The sequence below is a fragment of the Salinifilum aidingensis genome (assembly GCF_054782015.1).
In genome coordinates, this window is sequence record NZ_BAAGTH010000015.1 from 83,615 (window position 1) to 100,528 (window position 16,914).

Below are 16,914 nucleotides of genomic sequence, written 5' to 3' on the forward strand. Positions count from 1 at the left end.
CGAGGGCCCCGGTCGGACTCCCGGACCGGGGCCCTCGCGCATGTCGGCGGACCCCCGTCGGGAGCCGTTCCCAGCCGGGTCGTCCGCGCCGCTGGCAGCGGGCGTGCGCCCGTTCGACGTGCTGCGGCAGCACGCCGGCGCCGCCTCCCCCGCAGCAGCGAGGGGCCTCGTCCCCGGTGGGCGGGGACGGGGCCCGCGGAGGGAGAATCAAGGCGCCGACGAGCTGGCCGTTCTGGGATGAGGTGCGATGAGCAGCAACTTCGTGCATCTACACGTGCACACCGAGTTCTCGATGCTGGACGGGGCGGCGAAGCACTCGAAGCTGTTCAGCGAGGTCGCCCGGCTCGAGCAGCCGGCCGTGGCGATGACCGACCACGGGAACATGTTCGGTGCGTGGTCGTTCCACGACCACGCGAAGAAGGCCGGCATCAAGCCGATCATCGGCATCGAGGCGTACGTCGCACCCGCCAGTCGCCACCACAAGAAGCCGGTGTTCTGGGGAAGCCGCGGCAAGGGCAAGTCCGACTCCGGTGACAAGGAGGTCGGCGGCGATGTCTCCGGCGGCGGCGCCTACACCCACATGACGCTGCTCGCGCAGAACTCCACCGGCCTGCGGAACCTGTTCAAGCTCTCCAGCATCGCCAGTTTCGAGGGCTTTTTCCGCAAGCCTCGCTGTCTGCTCCCCGGGCAGGAAATCATCACACGCGACGGAGTCAAGCCCATCGAAGACGTCCGCGTCGGCGACGAGGTCCTGACTCACCGCGGTCGGTTCCGCCGCGTCACGGAAACCATGCAGAACCACTACTCCGGAACCATTTACGGCGTTCAACTGAGCGGGCGCTACACGCGCACCACGTGGATGACCGACGAGCACCCGGTGCTGACTCGGTTCCGGAACGGAAACCGGGACTGGGTGAAGGCGCGTGACCTCGTTGCGGGCCGCCCCGGGACCGGTACACGAGAAGCCTCAGACTGCTGGAACAGCTGGGTTTGCTTGCCCCGAGCCCAGTCAGATGCGCCACAGGTGACCGTGGTCAACCCGGCGGACTACGTCACCTGGACCCACGAGGGGGGCGACAAGTTCCACAAGGAAATCGAGCGCACCGGTATGGGCCCGACACGGCACTACGGGGAGCTCGCCGAAGCAGTCGACCTGGACTACGACTTCGGTTTCCTCCTCGGGCTGTACGCCTCGGAAGGCAGCATTGATCGAGGCAACAGCGTGCTCTGGCACTTCCACGAAGACGAGACCGACCTGGCCGACTTCTGCTCCAAGATGACGCAGAAGCTCGTCGGGAAGGAAGCGACGACGCGGCACCGCCCGGACCGACACGGCTACCGAGGAATCACCACGACCGTGTCCGCACAGCTGTTGGCGGAGTTCGTGGAAGCCCTGTGCGGCAAAGGCGCGGCGAACAAGCACCTGCCGGAGTTCACCTTCGAAGCCCCCGTCGAGTTCATGCGCGGCGCCTACGACGGGGTTCTGGCAGGCGACGGGTCGAAGAGCGCTGAGAACATCGTCCGCCTGAGCCTTGTCTCGGAGAACCTCATCTGGCAGATGCGCACCCTCGGTTCCTGTCTGCGCGGCGACTTCCCCGGCGTGTACCAGCAACCCAAGCACTCGGAGCGCCATTCGCAAGCCTACTGGTGCTCGTTCACCAAGCACGGCTACGCCGGAAACCGCCAGATCGCCAGTGATGCCGAGTACGTGTACCGGCCGGTGCGAGAGGTTCTGCAGGAGCCTTACGACGGCCCGGTCTACAACATCGAGGTGGAGGACGACCACTCGTACGTCAGCGACTTCGCCCTGCACAACTGCGACCGCGAGCTCATCGCGGAGCACTCCGAGGGCATCATCGCCACGAGCGGGTGCCTGGCCGGCGAGGTGCTCACGCGGTTGCGCCTGGGGCAGAAGCAGGAAGCGCTGCAGGCCGCGTCCGACTACAAGGACATCTTCGGTCCGGACCGGTTCTTCATCGAGGTCATGGACCACGGCATCCAGATGGAGCGCGACATCCGGCCCGAGCTGCTGGACGTGGCCCGCCAGCTCGACCTGGGCGTGGTCGCCACGAACGACAGCCACTACGTCACCGCCGACCAGGCCGATCACCACGACGCGCTGCTGTGCCTGCAGACCCGCTCGACGCTGGCGGACACCAACCGCTTCCGCTTCGAGGGCGGGGGGTACAACATCAAGTCCGCCCAGGAGATGCGCGAGTACTGGGACTCCGAAGTCCCGGGCGCGTGCGACAACACGCTGGCCATCGCCGAGATGGTCGAGGAGTACGACGAGGCCTTCGCCGAGGTCAACCGGATGCCGCAGGCGAAGATCCAGGCCGGCAAGACCGAAGAGGAGGTCCTGCGCGAGGAGATCGAGCAGTTCATCCCGACCCGGTTCCCCGAGGGGCTGTCCCAGCAGTACCGGGACCAGCTGAACTGGGAGCTGGAGGTCATCACCGAGAAGGGCTACTGCTCCTACTTCCTCGTCGTCGGCGACATGGTGCGCTGGGCGAAGTCGCAGGGCATCCGGGTCGGCCCGGGCCGCGGCTCCGCAGCCGGAGCGCTGCTGTCGTACCTGCTGCGCATCATCGACATCGACCCGATCGCGCACGGGCTGCTGTTCGAGCGGTTCCTCAACCCGGAGCGGAACTCCCCGCCGGACATCGACATCGACTTCGACGAACGCCGGCGCGAGGAGGTCATCGCCTACGCCAAGGAGAAGTACGGCGAGGAGTCCTTCGCGAAGGTCATCACCTACGGCACGATCAAGACGAAGGCGGCCTTCAAGGACGCCGCGCGGGTCCACCTCGGCCAGCCCGGTTTCGCGCTGGCCGACCAGTTCTCGAAGGCGCTGCCGCCGCCGTCCGAAGCCGAGGACATCCCGCTGTCGGGCATCGTCGACCCGGAGCACGAGCGCTACGCGGAAGCGGCCGAGGCCCGCGCGATGATCGAGAACGATCCCACGACGGCGCAGATCTTCGAAACCGCCCGCGGGCTCGAGGGGCTGGTGCGCAACGCGGGCGTGCACGCGTGCGCGCACATCATCAGCCGCCAGCCGCTGCTGGACGTGCTGCCGCTGTGGAAGCGCGATGACGGCGAGATCATCACCGGCTGGGACGGTCCGCAGTGCGAGGCGGTCGGTCTGCTGAAGATCGACATCCTCGGGCTGAACTTCATGACGATCATCGACGACGCGGCCAAGGCCGTGCAGGCCAACCACGGTGTGGCGATCGAACCGCTGGAGCTGGCGCTGGACGACCCCGCCACGTACGAGACGTTGGCGCGCGGCGAGAGCCTGGGCCTGTTCCAGATCGAAGGCGGCGGCATGCGCGAACTGCTCAAGCGCATGCAGCCGACCGCGTTCGCCGACATCGTCGCCTGCAACGCGCTGTACCGCCCCGGTCCGATGGAGGTCAACGCGCACCTGGACTACGCCGACCGCAAGAACGGCAAGAAGCCGGTGACGCCGATCCACCCGGAGCTGTCGGACGCGCTGTCGGACATCCTCGACGAGACCTACGGCCTGATCGTCTACCAGGAGCAGATCATGGCCATCGCCCAGCGCGTGGCCGGCTACAGCCTCGGACGAGCCGACCTGCTGCGCCGCGCCATGGGCAAGAAGAAGAAGGAGGTGCTGGACCAGGAGTACGAGCACTTCCACGCCGGCATGCGGGAGAACGGCTACTCCGAGGAAGCGATCAGCACGCTGTGGCAGACGGTGCTGCCGTTCGCCGGCTACGCCTTCAACAAGTCGCACGCCGCGGCGTACGGCATCGTCACCTACTGGTCCGCCTACTTCAAGACCCACTACCCGGCCGAGTACATGGCCGCGCTGCTCACGGCGTTCTCGAACAACAAGGACAAGACCGCGGTCTACCTCTCCGAATGCCGGCGGATGAACGTGAAGGTCCTGCCGCCCGACGTCAACGAGTCCGCGGTCTGGTTCTCCGCCGTCGACGGCAACATCCGCTTCGGCCTCGGCGCGATCCGCAACGTCGGCACCGGGGTCGCCGAGACGATCATCCAGGTCCGCGACGAGAAGGGCACCTGCACCGGCTTCGCCGACTTCCTCACGAAGGTGCCGGCGACGGTGTGCTCGAAGAAGGTCGTCGAGTCGCTGGTCAAGGCCGGTGCGTTCGACTCGTCCGGGGCGACCCGCATGGCGCTCAACGCGGTGCACGAAGAGGCCGTCGAAGCCATGTCGAGCTTGAAGAAGCACGAGGCCGCCGGCCAGTTCGACCTCTTCGGCGGTGGTGACGCCGAACCGGACGAGACGACCTCGCCGCTGGCGCACCTGGCGTTCACCGAGGAGGAGTGGCCGCGCAAGCAGCGGTTGTCCTACGAACGCGAGATGCTCGGGCTCTACGTCTCCGCCCACCCGCTCGACGGTGCCGAGGGCATCCTGCGCTCCCACGCCCACCGCTCGATCGCGCAGCTCAAGGCCGACGCCCCCGGCGAGGGTGAAGTGACGATCGCCGGGTTGATCACCGGCATCGAGCGCCGCGTGAACAAGAACGGGCAGCCCTGGGCCATCGTCACGATCGAAGACCACGACGACACGATCGAAACGCTGTTCTTCGCCAAGGCCTACTCCACCCTCGGCGAGGAGCTGGTCACCGACACCGCCGTGGCGGTGAAAGGGCGCGTGAACTGGCGCGACGACACGATGTCGGTCTTCGCCTCCGGCCTGGTGGGGCTCGACATCTCCGAGGCGGAGCACAACCCCACCGACGCGGCGGGCGAGCAGCCGTTCCTGCTGCGGGCCGATCCCCAGCGGGTCACCGAGGACGCCGTGGCCGAGCTGAAGTCGACGCTGGCCGCGCATGCCGGGCAAACACCGGTGTACGTGCAGGTCGGCAAGATCACGATGTACTTGCCCCACCACTCCGTGGACCTCACCCGGGAACTGTTCGGAGAGCTCAAGGGCATCCCCGGCATCGGCGTCCAGCAACAACCGGCGCTCGCGGCAGCGTGAGCGGCGGGACCGGCACCGCCCCGAACGGCCGTGCGCCGGTCGCGGCGGGGCCGTGGGCCCCGCGCCCAGGCGCCACCGCGGCCCGGTGCTGCGCGCACCGCGGCCCCGGCGTGCGCGGGCGGTAACCTGTCCGCTCGGTAGCGAACCGAGGAACCGTTGCGGAGCGGACATGGCTGGGCTGGACCTGCCCGTACTCGTGACGCTGGCGCTGTTCGGACTGGCGGGCGGCGTCGGCATCACCGCGCTCGGCCCGGGCGGGGTACTGCCCACGATCGGGCTGTTCGCCCTGACCGGACTGTCCCCGACCGTGATCGCCGGCACCGCGATCGTCACGCACGTCGCCACGGGCCTGCTGGCCACGGGCGCCTACGCGCGTTCCGGCCAGCTGCGCGCACCGGCGACGCCGCGGATCGCAGCCCTGCTCGCGGCGGCGGCCCTGGTGGGCACGCCGGTGGGGGTGCGGCTGAACACGCTCGTCTCCGCGCGCGTGTTCGGCGTGCTGCTGGCGGTGCTCGTCGTGCTGGTGGCCGGGCTGGTGTGGTACCGCGAACGCCGGCAACCCGGGCAGGAGGCCGCGGCCGCACCGTCGGCACCGACCGTGCTGGCGCTGGGGTGCGGCGTGGCCGTGGCCAGCGGCGTCCTCGGCCTCGGCGGCCCCATGCTGGCGGTGCCGCTGCTCATCGCGATCGGCCTGCCGGTGCTGCCCGCGCTCGCCGCGGCCCAGGCCCAGTCCGTCGTGATCGCCGGGGTCGGTTCGCTCGGCTATCTGGCGCACGGCGGGGTCGACTGGGGCCTGGCCGCCCTCGTCGGGGTGCCCGAGCTCGCGGGCGTGCTCATCGGCTGGGTCGTGGCGCGGTCGCTGCCCACCCGGGTGCTCAAGCACGCCCTCGTCGTGGCCCTGCTCGCCGTGGCGCCCTACCTCGCCCTGCACGGCTGATCAGACGAGCTCACCGATGATCTTGATGACGCCGACGATCACGAACAGCACCAGGCACAGCGCCAGCAGCGCGTTGGACAGCCACCGCGAGCGGTGCGCAGCGGGCATGTGCGCCGGCTTGTTCAGCAGCCACAGCAGCGTTCCCGCCAGGAACGGCATGAACAGCGCGCCGAGCACGCCGTAGATGATGACCAGCTGGAACGGCTTGCCCCACAGCAGCAGCAGCATCGGCGGGAAGGTCAGCCACAGCACGTACAGCCGGAACGGCCAGCTGCGCAGCCCGGCCTTGGCGCTGTACTCCTGCGCCGTTTCCTGCGGCGCCTCCCGCGGCATCCGCCACGTCCGCCACCAGTCGGCGAACAGCATGCTCACGCCGTTCCACACGCCGATCAGCGAGCTGAAGGACACGGCGAAGAACCCGACGAGGAAGACCACGCGCGCCCACTGCCCGTACTCCGCGCCGAGCGTGTCGCCCAGCACGAGCAGCCCCTCGTCGCTGTCGGTGATGTCCTGGCCGAGCATCAGCTCGGCACCGACGACGAGCATCGCCACGGAGAAGATGCCGGTGGTGACGTAGCCGACGGCGTTGTCCAGCCGCATGAACGGGATCCACTTGGGCGCGGCCCACCCCTTGGCCAGCGTCCAGTACCCGTAGGCCGCCATGGTGATCGTGCCGCCGACCCCGCCCATGAGGCCGAGCACGTAGGCAACCGAGCCCTCCGGGATCCGCGGCACGAGCCCGGCGCCCAGGCCGGACAGCTGCGGCGCGGTGAGCACGGCCGTGCCGACCACGGCCACGAACATCACGCCGACGAGCACGGTGATCACGCGCTCGACGAAGCGGTACCGGCCGAACCACACGAGCACCAGCCCGACCAGCCCGCACAGCGCTGCCCACGCGGACACCGGCAGCCCCGGCATCAGCGCGTTGAGCGGCAACCCGGAGGCGGACATGGCCGTGGCCCCGTAGATCACGCCCCAGATGACGATGTAGACGCCGAAGAACGTCACCGCCCACCGGCCGAGGGTGCGCCACCCGGACAGCATCGTCCGGCCGGAGCCCATGTGCCAGCGCGCGACCGCCTCGGCCAGCGCGAGCTTGAACACCGCGCCGAGCACCACCGCCCACAGCAGCTCGTAGCCGAAGCGGGACCCGGCGATCATGTTCGCGACCAGGTCACCGGCTCCCACACCGGTGGCCGCGGCCACGAGCCCCGGACCGATCTGCTTCAACCGCGCGAGTCCTCCCGCGGGCGGTTCCGCTCCGCCGGGGGCGGAGTTCCGTTCAGCCTTCGCATCAGCCGCCATAGCGGGCAACGTAATACACGCGGCCCCCCGGCAGTAACACGCGCGAGCCCCCGCATCGGGCACGCGACCAAACCTTGATCCGAGCGTGAGCTCCACCGCCCGCCGCGGCGCGCTCCGCTGCCCACCCCCGCGCGCGGGGCCCGCGGGCGGGGGCCCTTACACTGGGCTGGTTGCCTCGGCGAGGTCGGGCGCTGTGCCTGGCGTGATCGGCGCGGTGACGCGGGCGACGTCCGCACCGGTCGTCCCGGTCGGTCGCCACGTCGCCCTCGTTCCCCCGTGCCGCGGCGCCGACCGCGGCTCCGGCACGGACCCCGGTGGTCCCGCGTCGTACTCGCTCGTTGCGCGCCCCGCCGCCGCAGGCCGCCCCAACGTTCACCGACGTCCTGAGGAGTACACCACCGTGTCCGAGGTCCGCCTGCCCGTCGAACAGCGCACCGAGTTCGGCAAGGGCGCTGCCCGCCGCACCCGCCGCGCCGGCAAGATCCCCGCCGTGCTCTACGGGCACGGCACCGACCCGAAGCACCTGTCGCTGCCGTCCGTCGAGTTCGCCCGCGCGCTCCGCGAGAACGGCCAGAACGCCGTCCTGCGCCTGGACGTCACCGGCGGCAGCACCGAGCTGGCGCTGACCAAGACGGTCACCACCCACCCGATCAAGGCCTACATCGAGCACGTCGACCTGCTCGTGGTCAAGCGCGGCGAGAAGGTCACCGTCGAGGTCCCGGTCTCGGTCACCGGCGAGGCCAACGCGGGAACCCTGGTGAACCAGGAGATCACCGCGATCGAGGTCTCCGCCGAGGCGCTGCACATCCCCGAGCAGCTCGAGATCTCCGTCGACGGGGCCGAGGGCGGCACGCAGATCACCGCCGCCGACGTGCCGCTGCCGGGCGGCGTCGAGCTGCAGAGCGCACCGGAGGCGCTGGTCGTCAACGTCACCGAGGCCCCGAGCGAGGCCGAGATGGCCGCTGAGGAGAGCACCGAGGAGTCCGCCGAGGAGAGCTCCGAGGAGGGCGAGTCCTCCGAGTCCTGATCGGCCGATGCGGCGCCGCCCGCCCGGGTGGCGCCGCGTCCGCCCGCCGTTCCTCGCAGCAGCCCGTGGAGTGCACCCCGTGACCGGTTCCCCCCGCCTGGTCGTCGGACTGGGCAACCCTGGCCCGCGCTACGCCGGCAATCGGCACAACATCGGGTTCCTCGTCGCCGACGAGCTGGCCGAGCGCATGCGCGAGAAGTTCCGGGCGCACCGCAGCGGTGCCGAGCTCGCCGAAGGGCACCTGGGCTCCACCCGCACGCTGGTGGCCAAGTCGCGCTCGCTGATGAACCTCTCCGGTGGTCCCGTCTCGGCCGTGGCGAAGTTCTTCAAGATCGAGCCGACGTCGATCGCGGTGATCCACGACGAGCTGGACCTGCCGTTCGGCACCGTCCGCCTCAAGCAGGGCGGCGGCGAGAACGGGCACAACGGCCTGCGGTCGGTGAGCAAGTCCCTCGGCACCCGCGACTACCTGCGCGTGCGGTTCGGCGTGGACCGGCCGAGCGGTCGCACGGACCCGGCGGACTACGTGCTGCGCGACTTCTCCGCCGCCGAGCGCAAGGAGCTCGGCTACTTCGTCGACCGCTGCGCCGACGCCGTGGAGGCGCTCGTCAACGACGGGCTCGAGGCCGCCCAGAACCGCTTCCACTGAACCCCGGGAGCGGCGATCTCGCCCATCCCGAACTCGGCACCGTCCGGCGCTGCATCACCGCCCTGGGAGCCGCGTTGAAGCTCGTCGCGGACTTCGAGGACCACGACGTCACGGTGTCCACGAGTGGGGTCGACCGCTCCGCGGCCTGCGCGTAGTCGCCGCGGCCCCGGCGACGTGGCCGCTCACGACTGCTGGGCCGCCACGTCCTGCGGCACCAGCGACACCGTCGCGGAGCGCTTGAGCTTGCCGGACGGGGTCTTCGGCAGACCACCGGCGGCGAGCACCACCACGGCCGAGGGCCGCAGCCCGACCGCGTCCACCACGCGGGCCGTGACCTGCTTGCGCAGCTCGCGCTCGGCCTCCGCGTCCCCGGCCGAGGCCGATTCGACGACGACGGCGAAGCGCTCCCGCCTGCTGCCCGCGTCCAGCCGCACCGCGGCCGCGTTGCCCGCGCGCACCCCGTCCACCTCGCAGGCGGCGCGTTCGATGTCCACCGGGTAGATGTTGCGGCCGCCCATGATGATCACGTCCTTGCGGCGCCCGCAGATGACCACCTGCCCGCCCACCAGGTAGCCCTCGTCGCCGGTGTCCAACCAGCCGTCGGCGTCCTGCGTGGGCGCGAACCCGTCGACGGTCACGTACCCGGGGCTGACCGCCCCGCCGCGCACGCGCAGGCGTCCGACCTCGCGGTCGTCCAGCCGCGCGCCCGCGTCGTCGACGACCTCCACCTCCAGCCCGGGCAGCGCTTCGCCGAGCAGCGCGAAGTGCCGCACTCCGGCGCCCCCGGAGGTGGCGGGCACGGCGCGCCCCTCGCGTTCCAGCGCGTCCGCGTCCACCGCATCCACCTCCAGCCCCCGGTGCAGCGGGGCGAAGGACACGGCCAGCGTCGCCTCCGCCATGCCGAACGCGGCCACCATGCAGTCCTGGCGCAGCCCGAACGGCGCACCCGCAGCGGTGAACATGCGCACCGCGGACGGGTCGATCGGTTCGGCGCCGTTGAGCGTGAACCGGACCGAGGACAGGTCGAAGTCGCCCTCCTCGGCCCGCGCCATGCGGCGCCCGGTGATCGCGTAGGCGAAGTTCGGCGCGGCGGTGACGGTGCCGCGGTAGCGCGTGATCAGGTCGGGCCACAGCAGCGGCCGGGTGACGAAGTCGGCCGGGGTGACCTTGACGGCCTCCATGCCCAGCGCCATCGGCACCGCCAGGCAGCCGACCATGCCCATGTCGTGGAACAGCGGCAGCCAGGAGACGACCACGTCGTGCTCGGGGTCGAGCCGGCCGGCTTCGGTGATCGCGCGCAGGTTCGCGCCGAGGTTGCCGTGGGTGATGCGCACCGCCTTCGGCTCGGCGGTGGAACCGCTGGTCAGCTGCAGCAGCGCGACGGACTCCTCCGCCGCGTCGACCGGGGTGAACTCCGGGTCCTGGGGCGTGTCCACGAGCTCGCCGAGCCGCTGGAAGGCGATGCCGTTGTCGGTGAGCACGTCGCCGAGCTCGTCGAACGGCGGGCCGAGCAGCACCACGCGGGCACCGATCATGCGCAGCACGCGCAGCGTGTCCTCGGCCCACTGACCGAGGTCGGTGCGCGCGGTGGGCTGGTGCAGCATGGTGGCGCTGCCGCCGCTGAGCCACACCCCCTGCACAGCGCAGGCGATCAGACCGGGATCGGCGGCGAGCACCGCGACCGCGTCGCCGGGGCCGACGGTGCCGCGCAGCGCGGTGGCCGCGCCGCGGGCGCGGGCGTGCACCTCGCCCCAGCTGCGGCGGACCGGCTCGTCCGGCTCCCCCGTGACCAACCCGCGGGCGGTGCCAGCACCTGCCGTGCTCCCGTCCGCCGTGTTCTCCCGCGCCGCGGCGACCAGCGTGTCCACGAACCTGCTCATGTCCGGCAGCTTACGGCCGCTGTGATGCTCTGCACAGCCCCGCGGATCACCGCGTCGGCGGATTCCGGGCGGCGCACCGCCGCCTCTTCGAACCGGGCGTTGAAACGAGTTCGCACGCAGCGGTGATCACCGAAGAAGCAACTCACAGACCGGTGACTACCCGATGTCGAGCACCCGGAACATGAGCGGCCCCGGAGGTTCCGCTACGGGAGGCCGCACGTAAAGCGATCCAAGAACCTGCTCCTAGTCGAGCTGGTCGGCCAGTTCGAGCCAGCGCCCCTCGACCTCGTCCTTGCGCTCCTGCAGGTCGCGGCGCTTGGCCTCCAGCTCCGGCAACCGCTCCGGGTCGGTGGCGGCCTCGGCGAGCTCCTCGTGCAGCTGCTTCTGCTGCTCGGTGAGCTTGTCCAGCTGCCGCTCCAGGCGGCCGAGCTCCTTGCGCGCGGCGTGCTCCTCGGCGCCGCTCAGCCCCCCGGTGGTTTCCCGGCCACCGCTGTCCTCGTCCGCGCCGTCGCGGGCCTGGCGCCCGATGCTGTTGTCCTCGGACAGCAGCGACTCCCGCCGCTGGATGTACTCGTCGATGCCGCCGGGCAGGTGGGTGATCGCGCCGTCGCCGAACAGCGCGTGGACGCTGTCGCAGACCCGCTCGACCAGGTAGCGGTCGTGCGAGACGACGACGAGCGTGCCGGCCCAGCCGTCCAGCAGGTCCTCGAGCTGCTGCAGCGTGTCGATGTCCAGGTCGTTGGTCGGCTCGTCGAGCACGAGCACGTTCGGTTCGCCCATGAGCAGCCGCGCCAGCTGCAGCCGGCGCCGCTCCCCGCCGGAGAGGTCCTGCACCCGGGTCCACTGCCGCCCCTTGCCGAAGCCGAACCGCTCGGCCAGCTGCGAGGCGGACAGCTCGTACTTGCCGAGCTTGACGCTGGTCGCCACCTTCTCGATCGCCTCGAGCACGCGCCACTGCTCCGGCAAGTCGTGCAGCTCCTGGGTCAGGTGGGCCAGCCGCACCGTCTTGCCCTGGACGCGCCGACCCGCGTCCGGTTCGCGCTCCCCGGCGAGCAGGTTGAGCAGCGTGGTCTTGCCGGAGCCGTTGACGCCGACGAGGCCGATCCGCTCGCCCGGGCCGAGCCGCCAGGTGACGTCGTTCAGCAGCGCGCGGTCGTCCACCCGCAGGTCGGCGTTCTCCAGTTCCACCACGGTCTTGCCGAGCCGCTGCTTGGCGAAAGCGGTCAACTCCACCGTGTCCCGCGGCTCGGGGACGTCGGCGATGAGCGCCTCGGCCGCCTCGACGCGGAACTTCGGCTTCGAGGTGCGGGCCTTGGCGCCGCGCTGCAGCCAGGCCAGCTCCTTGCGGGCGAGGTTGCGGCGCTTCTCCTCGGCCTGCTGGGCCAGCCGTGCGCGCTCCGCGCGCGCGTAGACCCAGTCGGCGTAACCGCCCTCGTACTGCTCGACGCGGCCGTCGACGACCTCCCACGTGCGGTTGCAGACGGTGTCCAGGAACCAGCGGTCGTGGGTGACGACGATCAGCGACGTGCGCCGGCCGAGCAGGTGCTCGGCGAGCCACCGCACCCCCTCCACGTCGAGGTGGTTGGTGGGCTCGTCGAGCACGATCAGGTCGAGGTCGGCCACGAGCGCGGCGGCGAGCGCCACGCGCCGCCGCTCGCCGCCGGACAGGTTGTCCACGGCGGTTTCCAACCCGAGGCGGGTGATGCCGAGACCGCCGAGCACGGAGCGGACGTTGGCGTCCGCGGCCCACTCGTGCTCGGCCGTGTAGCCCTGCGGTTCGAGGACCACGTCCCGCACCGTCGACCCGGCGGGCAGTTCGGTGCGCTGCGTGACCACGGCCGTGCGCAGGTCGCGGGCGTGGCTGACGCGCCCTTCGTCGGGCTCCTCGAGCCGGGACAGCACCTCGAGCAGCGTCGTCTTGCCGCCGCCGTTGAGCCCCACGACCCCGATGCGGTCGCCGGAGCTCACGCCGAGCGAGACGCCGTCGAGCAACGGGCGCACGCCGTAGCTCTTGTGCACCGCCTCCAGATTGACGATATTCACCATCGGGGGTTCAACCGCTCCATCGACTTCGCGTTCTCGTGGGTGCGCCCGCGCTCCGGTGCACCCCTGGACTTCCGGGAACCTCGGTACTTCCGGGCACCCCCGGGGCTTCCGGTCGGGCCCGCCCGGCACAACACTGCCCGCCCCGCCGCGGCATCCCGCGGGGTGGGGCGGCTCACGCGTGCACTTGCGGGGGTGTCGGCCGGTCGGTGTGCTCCTCGGTGACGATCCGCGCCCCGGGCACCGGGCCCTGCGCCACGCGCACCGTGCGGCACACGCCGGCCCCGGAGAGCTCGGCGGCCACGCGGACCGCCTCGTCCCCGTCCAGGCAGAGGAACGCGCAGGTCGGGCCGGAGCCGGACACGATCCCCGCGAGGGCGCCGGCCTGCACCCCGGCGCGCAGCGTGCGGCGCAGGCCGGGGCGCAGCGACACCGCAGCCGACTGCAGGTCGTTGCCCAGCAGCAGCGCGAGCTGCCGCGGGTCGCCCGAGGCCAGGGCCTCCAGCAGCGGTTCCACGTCGCCGACCCGGTGCGGTTTGCTCTCCGCCCGCAGCCGGTCCAGTTCGGCGTACACCTGGGGGGTGCTCATGCCCTCGTCGTCCAGGGCGATGACCCAGTGGAACGGGTGCCGCGCCAGCACGGGCACGAGCCGCTCACCGCGGCCGGTGCCGAGCGCGGTGCCGCCGTGCAGGGCGAACGGCACGTCGCTGCCGAGCGGGGCGGCGAGATCGGAGAGCTCGTCGCGGCCCAGTTCGAGCCGCCACAGCTGGTTCAGCGCCAGCAGCGTCGCCGCCGCGTCGGCGCTGCCGCCGGCCATGCCCCCGGCGACCGGGATGCCCTTGTGGATGGACAGCCGCACGCCCGGCTCGTCCGGGTCCCGCTCGGCGCGCTCGGCCATGACCCGCACCGCCCGCCAGGCGAGGTTGTCCGCGTCCGCGGGCACCACGTCGGCGCCCTCCCCGTACACCTCGATGCCGGACTGCTCGGAGGTCACCACGGTGACCTGGTCGACCAGGGAGAGCGCCTGGAAGACGGTGACCAGCTCGTGGTACCCGTCCGGGCGCGCGTCTCCCGCGGCCAGGTGCAGGTTCACTTTCGCTGGCACGCGGACGGTGATCGGCGTTGGAACCACGGAGAGCACACTCAAAGCGTACGTGCCGCCCCCGGGTTAGGGTCGACTCGCCTGGGCAGGGCGCGGCGCGCGGAGCACGAGGAGGGGCCGGGCGCGTGCGCCCGGCCCCGCAGCGGTGTGCTGCCGCGATCACGCGGCCGGTTCGACCGCCGCGCCCCACTTCTCGTTGATGAAGTCCTTGACCTGCTGCGAGGTCAGCAGCTCGGCGAGCTTGCGCACCCGCGGGTCGTCCTTCATCTGCGGGGTGCTGACCAGACCGTTGACGTACGGGTCGTTCTTGACGTCCTCCACCGCGATCGGGTCCTCGAGGCCGGCCTTGATCGCGTAGTTGCCGTTGACCACGGCCGCGGCGGCGTCCTGCACCGTGCGCGGCAGCTGGTCGGCGGCCAGCGGCTTCAGCTCGAGTTTCTTCGGGTTCTCCGCGACGTCGCGGACGCCGGCGTTCTGCCCGGTGCCCGGCTCGAGCTTCAGCACGCCCTCGGCCTGCAGCAGCTTCAGCGCGCGGGCCTGGTTGGCCGGGTCGTTCGGAACGGTGACGGTCGCGCCCTGTTGGAGGTCCTGCAGGTCGTCGACCTTCTTCGAGTGCACGCCGAGCGGCTCGCTGTGCACGTCGGTGACCCAGGAGAACTCGCCGCCGCGCTCGGACTCGTACTTCTCCAGGAACGGCTTGTGCTGGTAGTAGTTCGCGTCGAGCTCGCCGTGCTGCAGCGCGTCGTTCGGGCGGTTGTAGTCGTCGAACTGCTCGATCTCGAAGTCGAGGCCGGCGTCCTCGGCGAGGTTGTCCTTGACGAACTCGAGGACCTCGGCGTGCGGGGTGGGGCTCGCGCCGATCTTCAGCGGCGCCTGCGGGTCCTCCTGCGCGGGGGTGCCGCCCCCGCCGCAGGCCGCCAGCGCGAACACGGCGGATCCCAGCAACGCAGCGAAACGCGTACGCATGAACAGTCCTTTCTGGACAGAAAAGGGCACACCCGTCCCCGCGTCGCGCGGACGTGCGGGGTGCCCGCCCCCACGGGAGGCGTCAGGGGATTGCGGAAAACAACTCAGCGGCCGGTACCGGGCCCCGGCGGCCGCCCGCGGTCACCCGCTGGCGGCGCGGCGCCGGTCCACGAGCTTGGCGACCGCGTCGGTGGTCAGCTGCATGGCGAAGGCCAGGGCCCCGAGCACCACGACCGAGCTGTAGAGCACCCGGTCGTCGTAGCCCTGGTAGCCGTCCTGGATCGCGGTGGTGCCGAGCCCGCCGCCGCCGATCGCGCCGGCCATGGCGGCGTAGCCGATCAGCGCCACGGCGGTGACGCCCACCGCGCCGACCAGCGCGGCCCGGGCCTCGCCGAGCAGCACCGTCCACACGATGCGCAGCCGGCTCGACCCGGTCGTCACCGCGGCCTCCACCACGGTGAAGTTCACCTCGCGCAGCGCGTTCTGCGTCAACCGCGCGAAGAACGGCACGGCTCCCACGGTCAGCGGCACGATCACCGCGGTGCTGCCGATGGAGGTGCCCACCAGCAGCCGCGTGAACGCCGCCAGCACGACCAGCAGCACCACGAACGGCACCGAGCGGACCACGTCGACGATCACGCCGAGGACCCTGTACAACGTCGGCCGCGGGTTCAGCCCGACCGGCGAAGTCATGTGCAGCAGCACGCCGAGCGGTAGCCCGCCGAGCACTGCGAGCAGGGTCGCCACCAGCACCATGTACAGGGTTTCGACCGTCGCTGGGCCGAGGAGTTCGAACACCTCGGCCCAGGGGGTCACATCAGTCACGCGGCAACTCCGTCAACACTCACTGGGCTGCGACGCACGTGCGCGTCGCGCTCGACCATCCACTTCAGGGCGGACTCGGACCGTTCACCGGTGATCCCGATCCGGAACTTCGCCACCGGGGTGTCGCCCAGGCGGGTCAGTCCGCCGCCGAGGATGTCCAATCCCACGTCGAACCGGCTCGAGGCCTCCGGCAGCAGCGCCCCCACCGCGGCGAACCCGACCAGCACGACCTCGGCGACGACGTCGTGCTGCCCGCCGACGGCGCCGACGACGCGGTCGGCCTGGTCGGTCTCCGGCAGCAGGGTCGTGCCGATCCGGCTGCCCGGTTCGGTGACGAGGTCCAGCACCCTGCCGTTCTCGACCACGCTGCCCTGCTCCAGCACGGCGACGTCATCGGCGACGCGGCGCACCACCGCCATGTCGTGGGTGACCACGAGCACGGTGACGCCCAGTTCGGAGCGGACGCGGTCGAGCACGGTCAGCACCGAGTCGGTCGTGCCCGGGTCCAGCGCGGAGGTCGGCTCGTCGGCCAGCAGCACCGAGGGCTTCGCCGCCAGCGCGCGGGCGATCGACACGCGCTGCCGCTGCCCGCCGGAGAGCTGGTCCGGGTAGATCGAGGCCTTGTCCGACAGGCCGACGAGGTCGAGCAGCTCGGTGACGCGGTTGCGCCGCTGCGGTGCGCCCACCTTCGCCGCCTCCAGCGGCAGGGCGACGTTGCCGGCCGCGGTGCGCTGCCGCAGCAGCGAATCCCCTTGCGGCACAACGCCGATCTGCCGACGGGCGGCGCGCAGGTCGCGCCCCTGCAGCGAGAGCAGGTCGGTCCCGTCGACGCGGATGGCGCCGCTCTCGGGGCGCTCCAGCAGCGCGAGGCACCGGGCGAGCGTGGACTTGCCGGCACCGCTCGACCCGACCACGCCGCAGACGCTGCCCGCAGGCACCTCGAGCGACACGTTGTCCAGGGCACGCACGGTTTCCCCGTTGTGCGGGAAGGTTTTCGTCAGGTTCTCAACAGTGATCACGATCGGCTCCAGATCAGCTCGCACCGGCCCTGGACACACGAATGCCCGGGGCGGAGTGGGAAGGAGGACGGCTGGGGGATCACATCCCAGTTCGACAGCCGGTCGTGGTGCGCCGCCCGTGATCGATGACGCGCCGTTGCGTCAACAGCCTCGGGGAGGGAACGCAGCGCTCCGAGCGCTCCG

General features: G+C 71.3%; 11 protein-coding genes. 4 read left to right on the top strand and 7 right to left on the bottom strand.

From position 1 onward, the window contains the following. Positions 1 to 247: 247 nt before the first annotated feature. Positions 248 to 4,975, top strand: coding sequence for a DNA polymerase III subunit alpha (dnaE, locus tag ACYVJE_RS19170; protein WP_461145528.1), 4,728 nt, complete (start codon positions 248 to 250; stop codon positions 4,973 to 4,975). 169 nt (positions 4,976 to 5,144) lie between these two features. Next, positions 5,145 to 5,912: a sulfite exporter TauE/SafE family protein gene (locus tag ACYVJE_RS19175; RefSeq protein ID WP_461145529.1), complete on the top strand. Its 768-nt coding sequence runs from the start codon at positions 5,145 to 5,147 to the stop codon at positions 5,910 to 5,912. Here ACYVJE_RS19175 and ACYVJE_RS19180 read toward each other — a convergent pair whose 3' ends face one another. Continuing rightward, complete coding sequence (locus ACYVJE_RS19180) at positions 5,913 to 7,220, bottom strand: Nramp family divalent metal transporter (RefSeq protein WP_461145530.1); 1,308 nt, start codon at positions 7,218 to 7,220, stop codon at positions 5,913 to 5,915. A 400-nt stretch (positions 7,221 to 7,620) separates the two neighbouring features. Here ACYVJE_RS19180 and ACYVJE_RS19185 point away from each other — a divergent pair, with 400 nt between their 5' ends. Together ACYVJE_RS19185 and pth are read left to right on the top strand one after the other, a co-directional pair. Next, entirely contained in the window at positions 7,621 to 8,247 is a 627-nt protein-coding gene (locus ACYVJE_RS19185) for a 50S ribosomal protein L25/general stress protein Ctc (protein ID WP_459157218.1), read from the top strand. 70 nt (positions 8,248 to 8,317) lie between these two features. Continuing rightward, entirely contained in the window at positions 8,318 to 8,896 is a 579-nt protein-coding gene (gene pth / locus ACYVJE_RS19190; RefSeq protein WP_461145531.1) for an aminoacyl-tRNA hydrolase, read from the top strand. Positions 8,897 to 9,078: 182 nt separating this feature from the next. On the opposite strand, the gene ACYVJE_RS19195 is transcribed toward pth, so the two are convergent. From ACYVJE_RS19195 to ACYVJE_RS19220, 6 genes are all read right to left on the bottom strand, one after another. After that, positions 9,079 to 10,776 (bottom strand): fatty acyl-AMP ligase, encoded by a 1,698-nt coding sequence (locus tag ACYVJE_RS19195; RefSeq protein WP_459157220.1) that lies wholly within the window; start codon positions 10,774 to 10,776, stop codon positions 9,079 to 9,081. Between the two features lie 243 nt (positions 10,777 to 11,019). Beyond that, positions 11,020 to 12,822 (bottom strand): ABC-F family ATP-binding cassette domain-containing protein, encoded by a 1,803-nt coding sequence (locus ACYVJE_RS19200; RefSeq protein ID WP_461145532.1) that lies wholly within the window; start codon positions 12,820 to 12,822, stop codon positions 11,020 to 11,022. Between the two features lie 172 nt (positions 12,823 to 12,994). Continuing rightward, entirely contained in the window at positions 12,995 to 13,951 is a 957-nt protein-coding gene (locus ACYVJE_RS19205) for a 4-(cytidine 5'-diphospho)-2-C-methyl-D-erythritol kinase (RefSeq protein WP_459160076.1), read from the bottom strand. A 129-nt stretch (positions 13,952 to 14,080) separates the two neighbouring features. Then, the gene (locus tag ACYVJE_RS19210) at positions 14,081 to 14,887 is read right to left on the bottom strand and encodes a MetQ/NlpA family ABC transporter substrate-binding protein (protein ID WP_461145533.1); all 807 of its coding nucleotides are present in this window, start codon (positions 14,885 to 14,887) and stop codon (positions 14,081 to 14,083) included. A gap of 141 nt (positions 14,888 to 15,028) precedes the next feature. Continuing rightward, the gene (locus tag ACYVJE_RS19215; RefSeq protein WP_459157223.1) at positions 15,029 to 15,712 is read right to left on the bottom strand and encodes a methionine ABC transporter permease; all 684 of its coding nucleotides are present in this window, start codon (positions 15,710 to 15,712) and stop codon (positions 15,029 to 15,031) included. Then, complete coding sequence (locus tag ACYVJE_RS19220) at positions 15,709 to 16,731, bottom strand: methionine ABC transporter ATP-binding protein (RefSeq protein ID WP_461145534.1); 1,023 nt, start codon at positions 16,729 to 16,731, stop codon at positions 15,709 to 15,711. Before ACYVJE_RS19220 ends, ACYVJE_RS19215 begins: the two co-directional genes overlap by 4 nt. Between the last annotated feature and the right edge of the window lie 183 nt (positions 16,732 to 16,914).

Bases quoted from the DNA above. Each gene is read 5' to 3' on its own strand.
- dnaE (WP_461145528.1), top strand. From the start codon at position 248: ATGAGCAGCAACTTCGTGCATCTACACGTGCACACCGAGTTCTCGATG.
- ACYVJE_RS19175 (WP_461145529.1), top strand. From the start codon at position 5,145: ATGGCTGGGCTGGACCTGCCCGTACTCGTGACGCTGGCGCTGTTCGGA.
- ACYVJE_RS19180 (WP_461145530.1), bottom strand. From the start codon at position 7,220: ATGGCGGCTGATGCGAAGGCTGAACGGAACTCCGCCCCCGGCGGAGCG.
- ACYVJE_RS19195 (WP_459157220.1), bottom strand. From the start codon at position 10,776: ATGAGCAGGTTCGTGGACACGCTGGTCGCCGCGGCGCGGGAGAACACG.
- ACYVJE_RS19200 (WP_461145532.1), bottom strand. From the start codon at position 12,822: ATGGTGAATATCGTCAATCTGGAGGCGGTGCACAAGAGCTACGGCGTG.
- ACYVJE_RS19210 (WP_461145533.1), bottom strand. From the start codon at position 14,887: ATGCGTACGCGTTTCGCTGCGTTGCTGGGATCCGCCGTGTTCGCGCTG.